This window comes from Luteibacter sp. 9135 (genome assembly GCF_000745005.1).
GTDB lineage: Bacteria > Pseudomonadota > Gammaproteobacteria > Xanthomonadales > Rhodanobacteraceae > Luteibacter.
The window spans coordinates 615468-627268 of the sequence record NZ_JQNB01000001.1; the positions used below are offsets into that span (position 1 = coordinate 615468).

16 protein-coding genes, 1 tRNA gene and 1 riboswitch are annotated in these 11801 nt (G+C 64.5%); of the genes, 2 read left to right on the forward strand and 15 right to left on the reverse strand.

Annotated elements, in window-relative coordinates:
• The 3 genes from pnuC to FA89_RS02770 form a co-directional block, all read right to left on the reverse strand.
• On the reverse strand, positions 1-588 hold the full coding sequence (gene pnuC, locus FA89_RS02760; RefSeq protein WP_051938480.1) for a nicotinamide riboside transporter PnuC: 588 nt from the start codon (positions 586-588) through the stop codon (positions 1-3).
• Positions 578-2758 (reverse strand): TonB-dependent siderophore receptor, encoded by a 2181-nt coding sequence (locus FA89_RS02765; protein ID WP_036137986.1) that lies wholly within the window; start codon positions 2756-2758, stop codon positions 578-580. The genes pnuC and FA89_RS02765 overlap by 11 nt, the downstream gene beginning before the upstream one ends.
• A gap of 56 nt (positions 2759-2814) precedes the next feature.
• A riboswitch (TPP riboswitch) is annotated at positions 2815-2911 on the reverse strand.
• A gap of 3 nt (positions 2912-2914) precedes the next feature.
• Positions 2915-4066, reverse strand: coding sequence for a phosphotransferase enzyme family protein (locus tag FA89_RS02770; protein WP_036137988.1), 1152 nt, complete (start codon positions 4064-4066; stop codon positions 2915-2917).
• 198 nt (positions 4067-4264) lie between these two features.
• Between FA89_RS02770 and FA89_RS02775 the strand changes: the two genes are divergently transcribed.
• Positions 4265-5179, forward strand: coding sequence for an MASE1 domain-containing protein (locus tag FA89_RS02775; protein ID WP_036137990.1), 915 nt, complete (start codon positions 4265-4267; stop codon positions 5177-5179).
• A gap of 15 nt (positions 5180-5194) precedes the next feature.
• On the opposite strand, the gene FA89_RS02780 is transcribed toward FA89_RS02775, so the two are convergent.
• From FA89_RS02780 to FA89_RS02820, 9 genes are all read right to left on the reverse strand, one after another.
• Entirely contained in the window at positions 5195-5653 is a 459-nt protein-coding gene (locus FA89_RS02780) for a hypothetical protein (RefSeq protein ID WP_051938481.1), read from the reverse strand.
• A gap of 136 nt (positions 5654-5789) precedes the next feature.
• Complete coding sequence (locus FA89_RS02785; protein ID WP_036137992.1) at positions 5790-6089, reverse strand: hypothetical protein; 300 nt, start codon at positions 6087-6089, stop codon at positions 5790-5792.
• Positions 6086-6412 (reverse strand): hypothetical protein, encoded by a 327-nt coding sequence (locus FA89_RS02790; RefSeq protein WP_036137994.1) that lies wholly within the window; start codon positions 6410-6412, stop codon positions 6086-6088. Before FA89_RS02790 ends, FA89_RS02785 begins: the two co-directional genes overlap by 4 nt.
• A 10-nt stretch (positions 6413-6422) precedes the next feature.
• Positions 6423-6800, reverse strand: coding sequence for a hypothetical protein (locus FA89_RS02795; protein ID WP_036137997.1), 378 nt, complete (start codon positions 6798-6800; stop codon positions 6423-6425).
• Between the two features lie 52 nt (positions 6801-6852).
• The gene (locus FA89_RS02800; protein WP_036138000.1) at positions 6853-7116 is read right to left on the reverse strand and encodes a hypothetical protein; all 264 of its coding nucleotides are present in this window, start codon (positions 7114-7116) and stop codon (positions 6853-6855) included.
• A gap of 60 nt (positions 7117-7176) precedes the next feature.
• The gene (locus FA89_RS02805) at positions 7177-7806 is read right to left on the reverse strand and encodes a DUF2589 domain-containing protein (protein WP_036138002.1); all 630 of its coding nucleotides are present in this window, start codon (positions 7804-7806) and stop codon (positions 7177-7179) included.
• 71 nt (positions 7807-7877) lie between these two features.
• On the reverse strand, positions 7878-8411 hold the full coding sequence (locus tag FA89_RS02810; protein WP_036138004.1) for a DUF2589 domain-containing protein: 534 nt from the start codon (positions 8409-8411) through the stop codon (positions 7878-7880).
• 3 nt (positions 8412-8414) lie between these two features.
• Positions 8415-8972: a glycoside hydrolase family 108 protein gene (locus tag FA89_RS02815; RefSeq protein ID WP_036138006.1), complete on the reverse strand. Its 558-nt coding sequence runs from the start codon at positions 8970-8972 to the stop codon at positions 8415-8417.
• A 116-nt stretch (positions 8973-9088) separates the two neighbouring features.
• Positions 9089-9823 carry a LuxR C-terminal-related transcriptional regulator gene (locus tag FA89_RS02820; protein ID WP_185754209.1) on the reverse strand — a complete coding sequence of 245 codons (735 nt, stop codon included), beginning with the start codon at positions 9821-9823 and terminating at the stop codon, positions 9089-9091.
• Between the two features lie 202 nt (positions 9824-10025).
• Between FA89_RS02820 and FA89_RS02825 the strand changes: the two genes are divergently transcribed.
• Positions 10026-10748 carry a winged helix-turn-helix domain-containing protein gene (locus FA89_RS02825; protein WP_185754210.1) on the forward strand — a complete coding sequence of 241 codons (723 nt, stop codon included), beginning with the start codon at positions 10026-10028 and terminating at the stop codon, positions 10746-10748.
• Between the two features lie 22 nt (positions 10749-10770).
• Here the strand turns inward: FA89_RS02825 and FA89_RS02830 are convergent.
• The 3 genes from FA89_RS02830 to rplM form a co-directional block, all read right to left on the reverse strand.
• Positions 10771-10844: transfer RNA gene (locus FA89_RS02830), tRNA-Gln, on the reverse strand.
• A 54-nt stretch (positions 10845-10898) separates the two neighbouring features.
• Complete coding sequence (gene rpsI / locus FA89_RS02835; RefSeq protein ID WP_036138010.1) at positions 10899-11291, reverse strand: 30S ribosomal protein S9; 393 nt, start codon at positions 11289-11291, stop codon at positions 10899-10901.
• A gap of 9 nt (positions 11292-11300) precedes the next feature.
• A complete protein-coding gene (gene rplM, locus FA89_RS02840; protein ID WP_036109995.1) occupies positions 11301-11729 on the reverse strand; it encodes a 50S ribosomal protein L13 in 429 nt (142 codons plus the stop codon).
• Positions 11730-11801: the final 72 nt, after the last annotated feature.

The window sequence follows — 11801 nt, forward strand, 5'->3', positions numbered from 1 at the left end:
TCAGGTCGCCGACGCCGGGCCGCCCGCGGGCTCGCGACGCCACGCGCGCAGGCCCAGCACGGCCAGCACCACGAACGCGGCATAGAGCACCGCCGTGACCGGGAGCGCCTTGTACATGTATTCGCCGACGTAGATCACGTCCACCCCGATCCACAGCCACCAGGCGGCCACGTGCCGACGCGCCTGCCACCACTGGGCGACGAGGCTGAAGGCGGTCAGCCCGGCGTCCAGCCAGGGCAGCGACGCATCCGTCCAGCGGTGCATGGCGTAGCCCAGCGCGAGCGCGGCCGCCGCGCCCACCGCCAGGTGCAGCGCGGCGCGGCGACTTTCCAGCGCGGCCACGCGCACATGGCCCTCGTCGTCCAGGTGGCGCCGCCAGCGATGCCAGCCGTAGAGGATCAACGCGGCGAAGATCACTTGCAGGAGCGTGTCCGAGTACAACTTCGCGTCGATGAAGATCCACGCATAGGCCATCACCGACACCAGGCCCACGGGCCAGCACCAGGGATGGCGTCGCGCGGTCAGCCACACGGCCACCGCGCTGACCACGGCGGCGGCCACTTCGAAACCGGACAGCTCAAAGCTCATAGGTCACCGACAGGCGCGCGAGGCGCGGCAGGCCGGGGAACAGGTAGGCATCGCCACCGGACGTGCCCGTGTCGCGCCAGTAGAACCGGTTGAAGACGTTGTCGACATTGAGCCGCCAGGTCATCGCATGGCCACCCACGGCGGTGACATACCGTAAACCGACGTCGACCACATGGTATGCCGGTACCCGGGTGGAACCGTCGGGCGTGGCCACGTTGCTGCTGGCATACCGCCAGCCGCCGAGAACGGCGAGCCCGGGCACGAAGGGCAGGCTGTAATCGGCGTACACGGCCGTGCGCCAACGTGGCACATTGACCACCTGGTGATCTTCGTACGTGGGCGCGCCGGTGTTTTCCGCGCGCGCGCGGATGATGTTCGCGCTGGCGGTGATCCGCAGGCGATCGGTGACACGGCCGGCAAGGTTCATCTCGATGCCCGTGTGGACTTCCTGCCCCTGCTGCACGAAGGTGAAGCCTTCCGCCGTGCCATCCGGGCGCGCGAACTGGTACGACTGACGGATGCGATAGAGCGCGGCCTGCAAGTCGAGCGCATCGTTCACCGCGTACTTGATGCCCGCTTCCGCCTGCCGGGAATGCAAAGGTGCCAGCGTCGTACCGCCATTGGACGTCCAGTACGGGGCCTCGCGGCCCAGCGAAAGGCCTTCACCATAGCTGACGTAGGTGGTAAGCGGTGCGGTCAGCTGCCACAGCACGGCGGCCTGCGGCAGCGTCTTCGTCTGGCGCGTAGCACGCTCCAGGGCGCCGGCACTGTCATACGCCCGCTCGTCCAGCCGGACCAGGCGCGCGCCGGCCAACACCTGCCATTGCTCACCCAGGTGGACCCTGTCGATCGCGAACAGCGTGCGCTGCCAGCTGGTCAGCCGGCGCACCGAGGCGCCGGGCTGGTTCGGCGAGGGATCGAACACGGGTACCACCGGATCGTCGATGTTGGCCGTGCCCACGTAATCGTAAACGTAGGGACGCTGGTCGACGGTACGCCGGAACGCCGTGGCACCCAGGTTCACCTCGTGGTCCAGCGCTCCCGTGGCAAAGCTGCCCGTGACCACGCCGCGCACTTCGTCGTTCTGCCGCGTGTCGTCGGGGCTGCGGAAATCGTAGACATCGTAATCGCCGTTGGGCGCGAAGAAATAACCCGGCGTGGCGCCCGAGGCGCACGAGGCGGCGTAGAAACATCCATAAGCGAAAGCGACGTTGTCGTCGATCACCGTATGGCTGTGTCCTGCCGATACCTGCGCGTTCCAGGTGTCACTGAACCGGTAGTTGAAGCGAAGCGACGTATTGCTTGAATGGATGCCGACCGGGCGCTGCCATGGCTGGTAACCCAGCAGGCGCGTGCGATGCGGGTGCGGCGGGATAGCGTTACCGCCCAGCAACTGATAGCCGGAAACCGAACGACCGCCGCTGGTCTGGTAGTCGGTATCCAGCAGCAACGTGGCCTGGTCGCTGATCTTCCAGTCCGCGCCGATCGAGACGAAACTGCGCCGGGCATCGGTGTGCTCGACCACGCCGTGGGTCTTTTCGTTGGCGGCGTTGACGCGCACGCCGAACGTGGGCGTGAACCATGTGCCCAGGTCGAGTGCCTGGTACACGGAACCATGCGAGTCGGTGCCCAGCGTCAGCGTGTGGACCTCGGCCGGACGCTTGCTGACATAGTTGATCAGCCCGCCCGGCTCGACGACGCCGGCCTCCAGGCCGCCGAGGCCCTTCAGCACTTCCACGCGCTCCTTGCCTTCCAGCGCCTGCAACTGCTCCGCCGACATGATCATGCCGTTGAAGCGGAAACCCGTGGCAAGGTCCAGCGGAAAACCGCGGATGGATATGTCCTGGTAGTAGCCGGCCGGCGCGTAGTTGTCGTTGATGGCGGCATCGCCGCGGACCAGTTCGCTCAGCGAACGCGGCTGGCGATCGTCGATCTGCGCGCGGGTGATGACGGTGATGGCCGCTGGCGTGTCGTGCAGCGTGGCACTGCCGAAGCTGCCGAAGGTATCCAGCTGGGAATCCGCTGCGCGATACCCGTCCGCCGTGTTGGCGTGCACATCGACTGTGGGCAAGGTGCGCGCCTGCGCGGGCGGCGCGGTGTCGTCGGCCGCCCATGCCGACGGGGCGAGCGCGATCAGGGCGAGGGCAAGGGGGGTGCGGGAAAGGGTCATCGTCGTCTTCGTGGGCAGGAACGAAGCGACGGCGCACCGCGCCGCCCGCAAGGGCGTCCGTGGTGCAGCAAGCTCCCTACGCCGGTATTAACCGGGTCAGGTTCCAAGGGACTCTCTCAGCCCGGCATTCGCCCGGCACCCCCGCTTCTAGAACGCCTATTGAACCACGAAAGCACGATCGGCGTGGCGCAGGGCCTCGAGCAGCGCCTGCCCTTCATCGCCGGCGAACCATCGCGCATGACCCAGGAGGAACGTGTAGTAAGCCACGTCGGCATGGTCGCGGCGGCGCGTGACGCCTTCGAAATACTCCACTTCCGAGAGGGCGAAATCGACGTGGACCACCGGCAGCACGTCGGCGAGCACGGCAAGGTCGTCCGCGCCGAGGGGCCGCACGGAGCGATAACCTTCCACGAGGGCCAGCGCCAGGTCGGTACGCGCGATAGTCTCCTGCCCCAGTTCGAGCCAGGCGATAGCATTGCGCTCGATGGCGGTGGCCAGGTCGAACAGGGCGAAGGTGCGTGCGCAGAGGCCGAAATCCAGCACGTCGGTGATCCGTGCCTCGTCGCCGGCGGCACTCCAGCACAGGTTGGACACGTGCCAGTCGCCGTGTGTCCACAGGGGCGGCTGGCGGGCGATCCCGGCGGCAGAGCGTGCCTGCCAGGGCTGGAGGGCCGCCGCAATCTCGCTGCGCCAGTCGCGTTCGTGCAGGTAGGCCGCCAGCGCCGGCCGCATCGGCAGCTGGTCCGCCAGCGCGCCCAGCGCATCCCGTGCGCCGAGGATGTCCGCGCGGGCCACCAGCAGGTGCGTGCCCCGCTGGGGCGCGTCGAAGCCCTCGGCGGCGAGGTGCAGGCGGGCCAACATGGCGCCGGCGACCCTTGCGTGTGCGATGCCGCCGATGGGCGACCACGAGAACGCATCGCGGTAGACGTCCGTGCCGGTAGCGCATCGGTGCACCTCGTAGACCCAGTCGCCCTGGGCGACGGCGGAGCGACCCGCGGCGTCGGCCAGCACCGCCGGCACGGGTATGCCCCGTGAGCGCACATGCCCGGCAAAGCGATGTTCCTCGTCCAGCGTAAGGACGTCACGTACCCGCCGGTGATGCCGTTTGACGAAGACCTCGCCATCCGCCGTGGCGACCCTGGCCGCCGCGGACAGCGGACGCGGGCTGTGCCACAGGATGTTGCCCGTGGCGCCCAGTGCGGAATAGCCCGCCAGCACCGACGAGACCTCGTCCGCAGCCAGGGGCGGCCAGTCGGGAACCTGCTGGTCGCCGGCCAATCCATGGGTGAAATGCGCATCGTCGATCATGGGCTGAGTGTAGCGATGGGTGCCTTCCGCGTGCCGAATCGGCAAATTTGTCAAATTTTGCTCCATTCGATGGCGACGGCGCCGATAACCCTTCAGACTAGAACCGTGGATCGTGGAAAGTGCCGCTTCCGGCGACTTCGATCGATCCAATCGAGAGGCTGGTGGGGGGCGGATGTGAGAGCAAACAACACGGATCCGTTGGACTGGGGGCGTAGCATCGCCGTGGCGGGCGCGTACGCCGCCTGCTATGAGCTCACCCGCAATGTCTCTTTTTCGCACTGGATGCTGCCGGCCGGCCTGCGCCTGGCGTGCCTTCTGCTGGTGCCCCGTCGTTTCTGGCCGGCCCTGGCGGTCGGCGAGTTCCTGCCGATCGCCGAGATGTCGGCACTGCACGCCTCCATGCTGGGCGTGATGTGGGCCGTGCTCAACTCGTTTCCTCCAATCGTCATGTGCATGCCCGCCGTGACCTGGGTGCAGCGGCGGGCGTCCCTGCTTCGCGCCGACGGCAGGATCAACATGGGCATGATCCTGGCCGCCACGCTGCTCTGTTCGCTTTCGGTAACCGCCGGCAACATCGTGGCCTACCTGACCGTGAAACCGGGCGACGGTTCGCCCCCTCCCGATCTCACCGCCCAGATCGTGCTGGCCTGGCTGCTGGGATGCTACCTGGGTGCGCTGGCGCTGACCCCTACGATCCTCGCTCTGCGCGAGCGGCTGATCGATGCCGGACACAAGATGAACTGGCGCGACGCGATGACCAGCCCGCTCATGCGCGACATGGTGTTGATCACCGTGCCATGCCTGGTCGGCGCCATGGTGGCCGCCTCGCTGACGGAAGGCGCTTGGCTGCAGGTGGCACGTATCGCCATGGCCGTTCCCGTCCTTGTGCTCACCCTGCGCCATGGCTGGCACGGCACGGCCATTACCGGGTTGCTTGCCAGCGCCGCCATGGCCAGTACCTCGTTCGAACTGCAGGACCCGTCGATGATCCGCGCGCAGGTGGTGATTGCCTTCGTGCTGTCGACCGCCCTGCTGTTCGGCGTGCGAGTGGCTCGCCGACTGGCGGCGAGCCACGTTCCGGCTATTCAGGGGGCGGGTTCGCGTACCGGCTGAAACCGCCCCTGATCGTTACGGGCCCTTGGACGTGCACTCCGATGCGTTCTTGCAGTCCGCCTGGGCCGCCATCAACCGCACGGTTCCATCCGCCTGCGGTGCGATGAATACCTGCACTGTCTCATCCTTGTAGACCGTCTCGCCGGATGTGCTCGCGGCGACCGGAAGCGGCTCGTCCGGCGTCGCCACGTTCGTGGCATCCGAACCCACCGGCGTACCGACCAGTGCATAGGGAGTGCGGGCCACGGCACCCCGTACCTTGCCCGTGGTGTCGTTGACCTGGATGTAGCGCGTGGTCCCGCGCTGGAACACGTAGACGTGGTAGTTCGGACTCAGGCTGACGTCGGTGGCGCCGGGCCAGGACTGGCCCAGACCCGACGATGCGGCCGCGGCCTGGCTTTGGGCATGGGCGAGGCCAAGACCGAGCGTGGCGACCACGAGAACGGCAAGGGTGGAACGGACATGGCTGTGCATGGATGACTCCTCTGGGGGATTGGATGAAACGCGCCGGTCGCGGGACATCCACGACCGACGCGTCCACTGTCCCTCAACGCTTCCGGAGGCCATGAGCCGGCTGCCGAATACGCTCACAGCTGGAGTCTCTTAACACTCAGGGCACGGTTTCGATCTCCGTGGCGCGTGCAAGCCAACCCTTGAGAGCCCAGCGCCCGAGCAGTACCGCAGCCCCGACATTGAGCACGGCTTCGGTCGGCCACGTCATGGGATGGCTGGGTTGCATGTTGGCGAAGGCCACCCACAACGCGTTCACGTTGACCAGGGAACCGCAGCAGATGATGCCGCAGCATATTCGAGCCCCTCTCGCCTTGGTGCTATCGGTGACGAGCCACAAGGCACTGATCGCGATCAGGCAACACGAGATGAGGTTGATGAGAACGAGTGCCACGATCACTTGTCTGCTCCCTTGAAGATGCCACCGAGAAAACGACTGGCTGCCGCTTCGCCATATTGATCCAGCAACTTCTGCGCAAGGATCGTCACGTTGAGGCCGAAGCAGCCGACGAGGAATGCCACGGCCGCCTTGAGGTCGAGGTCGGCATCGGGCAGGTACTGCTTGTTGAGCGCAGGGGACAGGAACACGGCGAGCATCGCGCCGCAGATCACACGAACGATGGCCCTGCCCTGCGACTTGCCGCCGTACAACGCGACCGGCATGATCGCGCCGCCCACCGCTGCCATGAGCAACCACAGACTTGCGATGCCTTCCATGCTCATCATCGTCTCCTTATGGGTCCCCGACACGTTCCAGCGTGCCGCTCCAGGCTGTCTCGCCGCGATCGAAGCGCACGCCGACCGATCCTGTCGCCAACGAGGTGAGCGTCAACTCGCCCGGATAGAGCAGCCTGCAAAATGCGCCGCCGTTCTGCGACACCTTGAAACGAAAGGTATGCACATCGGCATGCGCATCGAGCGGGGTGGCAACGATGCGGCAGGCCGCCGGCTCGCCGAAACGAAGCGATACCGCGTCGCCATCGAAACCCGCCACCACATGCATGGCCCTTCCTTTCGTGCTGTTCGCCACGCCAGCCCACATGGTGCCGTTCGCGAGTGGCGGAACGGTTGCCACGGCATCGAAAACGAACAGACCGGCGACGATTGCCATCGCAACGCGCCCTTTGGTTGATATCGACATATGTCGCTTCCCTCCTTTTGATTTACTTTTCGTCGCCGAGCCACACGGGTTTTCGGGTGAAACCGACGTGGTAGCAGATCCACTGCAACACGACCTGGTGCTCGCCGATCTGCAGGATGGTGAAACTCTTTTCCAGGCCTACGATGCTCCCTTTGGGCGACTCGCTCAGACAGCGATTCAATAGTGCCCTCGCCTCTTCCACCTGTTCCTCGGTACTCATCTGGCTCGGGTTGTTGCTGCCGACGACGATGCGCTTGACGAAGCGGATATCGGAAAGATCGAACATGGTTACTCCTTCGCGTGATGAACCGCGACGCGTCCCTGCGTCGCGGTCGCTACGTCACCGTCAGGCGGTGGCCGGCTCCTGTCTGGCCTCGGCGACGGGCGGCGCCAGGCTCCTGACCCGCGGCTCGCACGCGGTCTGCATGATGTCCATCACGCGTGCCAGACCTTCGGGCATACCCTTGTCCTCGGCCTTGACGTTGAGGTGGTACTTGGCCGAGTTATCCGACGAACGGGTGTTCTGCATGTGCGAGGACACCGACCCGGCCACCTTGGCGTTCAGCGAGAACGCACCGACCTTGAACCCCGTTTCCACGCTGAAATCGGCGTTTTTCTTCTTCTCGTTGGTTTCCGCGAAAGACGACTTCACCTCCATGTCGAACGTGATGTCCACCGTGCTCACCGCAAGGTTGGGCACCTTGACGATGGAGAGCAGCGGCACGTCCATCGACACTTCTTCCTCCCCGCTGGTGCCGTCGGGATTGATCACCGGCCGCTTGAAGCGGAAGGCGGCGGTACGCGTTTCTTCCGAGGTGCCGTCGGCGCTCTTCTGGAAACCCACGGTGCGGATGAAGTCCGCCGTGGCCTGCGCGAGCTTGATCTGAGCGTCGCAGGCGGCCCCTAGCGGCGCACCGATGAGGTCCCCCATCGGCAGGCCCTGGAATTGCTGGGCGATGTTGACCATTTCGGACATGTGAAGCTCCTTTTCTGTGGTTTACGACGTGACACACGCCATGTGCATCACGGTCCGGTACGCGGGTGCTGTCACTCCTCGTACCTGAACGTCTGGAACACGCCCTGGGTCTGTGCCAGGTGGTTCATGAGGCGCGCCGTGCCTTCCGTGGGATCGGTACCCTCCACACGCATCACCACGTGCACCGAGCCGGATGTGTGCTCGCTGGAACGAATGGTGGTGTCGACGTGCACGGTGGGACGCTTGCGCTCGCCACGCCGCCCCCAGGCCAGCGCGTCCTTGATGGTGTCGCCTTCGGACACGGCATCCGCGGCGGTATCGGTGAGGCTGCCGATATCGACATCGAAGCTGATCTCGACATCCTTGATACGCAGCAGGTTCGTGGACACGAGGGGAAGCAACGGCGCGCGATAGAGGTCTTCATCGTCCTCTGTCGCATCCGGACGCATGGACGGCATGCGGATCACGATGCTCTTGGGTCGGTTGTCCTCGTCGAAATAGTCGCCCAGGTAGGCCATCTGCCTTTTTTCGATGCGATCCTGGGCGTCGATGACGGCACTGGCCATGGCTTCGATCAGGCCGGGTAATGGCGTTTGCGTAGGCATCCGTCAGGCACTCCGCGTCGTGTCGGAGGTAACGTCGAAACTGTCCACGCGACGCAACCAACCCTTGAGGAAGCGAGCCAGGCTTGGCCGCAGCGTCACCAGATTGCGGTAATAGTCGCGACGACCTTCCTGGAAGAGCGCCTGCACACGATGCGCATCGGCCTCGCGCAATGCCTTCATCGTCGCTTTCCCTACCCTGCCGTCGACATGCAGGCGCGGCTGTGCACCAAGGCTGTTTAGCACGCGCTGCAACAGCCGTGCCGAAGCGGCTCCAGCGTTGACCTGGAAGTCGCACACCATGTTGGCGAGGTGCTGCGAAGCAAACTCGTCACCACGTATCGCGTCCCAGTACAGTGCCTTGTAGATCGTCGCCGCCTGCATTTCGGTGAGTTCGCGCAAGGCGTCGATCGTTGGAGCGATGCCCAGCAGTTCGCGTGCGCAATGGGCGAACGTCGCCAGTGTGATGCCACGGTTCGTGGCGCCGCCCGGGTCGTGCGGGTCGTTGACGTAACCGCCTTCGTGACTGAAGAGGACGGGAGCGAATCGATGAAAATCGGCCATGATGTTTTGCTTCCTTGGCGTTGTCTGCCGTTGGGTGAACTATGCGCGACCACTCGCGTAACGCATATCGGTCGAGCACTGATTTGCAGTCGAGTGGGCGAGGTCTACGATGTCGATCACACATCCAGCGCCACCAGGCCCTCACGAATGGCGTAGCGCGTCAGCCTCGCTATGCCACGCACGCCGAGCTTCTCCATCACATGATCGCGATGCGTACCGACCGTCTTCATGCTGAGGTGAAGCTTTTCGGCGATCTCGCGCGTGGCGAGACCTTCGGCATATAGCCTTGCCACCTCGCGCTCGCGTGCACTGAGGCGGGTGACGCGTGCATCCGGCATGCCGCATCGCGAACGAAAACCATCCACGAGGACATGCGCGATATCGGGACTGACGTAACAGCCGCAGCGAAAAACGCGTTCGATGGCTTCGGCGAGCACCGCGAACGAACAACGCTTGGCCACATAGCCGTGCACACCCGCGTCAAACGCTGCGCGCACTGAACGTGCGTCGTCGTGGGATGAGAGACACAGCATGCGTAATCGTGGTCGATACGCGGCCATGCGACGAACGACGTCGATGCCACGCGATCCTGACGACAGGCTACCGAAGATGATGAGGTCGGCGTCGTCGCGCATGCCGAGCCGCGCGCATTCTTCGCCGTCACTGGTGCTACCGGCGATAGCGATGCCGGCGTGCCTGGTCAGCAAGGCGGCGACACCTTCGCGGACGACGGCCTGTTCGTCCGCAAGAATGACGTTCAGACGTCCATCCGGACCCGAGCCAGGAGGAAAACGGATGGACGGGGCGCGTGTCGACTGGGTGGCGCATGGATTCATGGACATTGATGACATGGGGATGTTTCCGGGGAAGGAATGACGGAGCGTGGCCGTCGCGGCCATGCCCTGTCCTTCCGGAAACCTTACGAGCCCCACTTTTCCATGGTCGACGAGGAGTTAAGGCCATTGTCATCGGCGCAACCAAGCGATGAAACCACTTAGAGACGCCACCAATGCGTTTACGTTGGGCGATTGGACAGTGCGTCCGCGCCAGGCCGTGCTGGAGCGTGGCGAGGTGCGAACGTCACTCGAGCCCAAGCATCTTGATGTGCTCCTGTGCCTGGTCGAGGCTGCCGGCGATGTCGTCAGCATCGACCGGTTGCTCGATCGGTGCTGGCCAGGCGAATTCCATGGCGACAATCCGGTGCACAAGGCGGTCGCCATGCTTCGCAAGGGGCTGGGCGACGACGCGAGGGCACCACGCTACGTGGCTACCGTGCGCAAGCGCGGCTATCGCATCGTCGCACCGATCGCCGACCTCATAGACGGACAGGCGCGGGGGTGCGGGAGCGCCGAGACAGGGCAGTGGCTGTTCGATGGCGCCCACGTGTGCCGTCCCATGGCGACGCGACATGCCGCGCGCTGGCTGCAGAACCAGGCGTGCTTTACAGTGAAGCTGTCCTATACGCGTCCCATCGCCACCAGGCACCGTGCGCGACCCCGGGAAGAGCACCCGGAGGCCGACCGCAGGGATGATTCGCGATCCACGCGCACGCAATCAGCCGCGCGCGCCGCATTGTTGCTATGCATGAGCTCGACGATCCTTTCGTTGACGCTCTGCTCTTGGCTGGCCGTCATGGACGCACGACGCGCCATCGCACGCGCTCATGTACTCCACCGACGCGCCGAGGCAATCATTGCTTGCCACGATCGGCGTGTCGCCGAGGATCGTCCGACCGACGCCTGCAACGATCTTCAAGACAAAAGAAAAGAGCCCTGATTGCTCAGGGCCCTTTCTTGTTTGGCTGGGAGACTAGGATTCGAACCTAGATAGACAGCGTCAGAGGCTGTCGTCCTACCGTTAGACGATCTCCCAATAAAACGGGTTTCGACGCGCTCTGACCTTGAAGCGTCGAACTTTGAAGCGGGATTAGCGCTTCGAGAACTGCGTGGCGCGACGAGCCTTATGGAGACCGACCTTCTTACGCTCGACTTCACGGGCGTCGCGGGTCATGAAACCAGCCTTGCGCAGCGGCGACTTCAGCGCTTCGTCGTATTCGACGAGGGCGCGGGAGATGCCGAGACGAATCGCACCGGCCTGACCCGTAATGCCACCGCCTGCCACCGTCACCATGATATCAAACTTATCGACATTTTCGGTAAGTTCGAGCGGCTGACGAACAATCATGCGCGAGGTCTCGCGACCGAAGAACTGATCAAGCGGCTTGCCGTTGACCACAATACCACCGGTGCCCTTGCGAAGGAACACGCGAGCGGCGGAGGTCTTGCGGCGGCCGGTACCGTAATTCTGCTGGGTAGCCATGTGGTTTCCTTAGATTTCCAGCGCCTGGGGCAGCTGCGCGGTATGCGGGTGCTCGGCGCCGCCGTACACCTTGAGCTTGCGGTACATGGCACGACCCAGCGGGTTTTTCGGCAGCATGCCCTTGACGGCGATTTCGATGACTCGCTCCGGGTGCGTGGCGAGCAGATCCTTGAGACTGGTGGTCTTCAGGTTGCCGACGTAGCCGGTGAAGCGGTGGTACATCTTGTCGTCCAGCTTCGCACCGGTCACGGCCACCTTCTCGGCGTTGATCACGACGATGTAGTCGCCGGTATCGACGTGCGGGGTGAACTCGGGCTTGTGCTTGCCGCGGAGGCGACGCGCGATCTCGGTCGAGAGACGACCGAGCGTCTTGTTCGTGGCATCGACCACGAACCAATCACGCTTGACGCTTTCCGGCTTGGCGGTGAACGTTTTCATTTCAAATACCTGGTTTGCCGCCTTGATGGGCGGAACACGGAATCGGTGAAAGCAAAGGCGCGAGAGAATAGC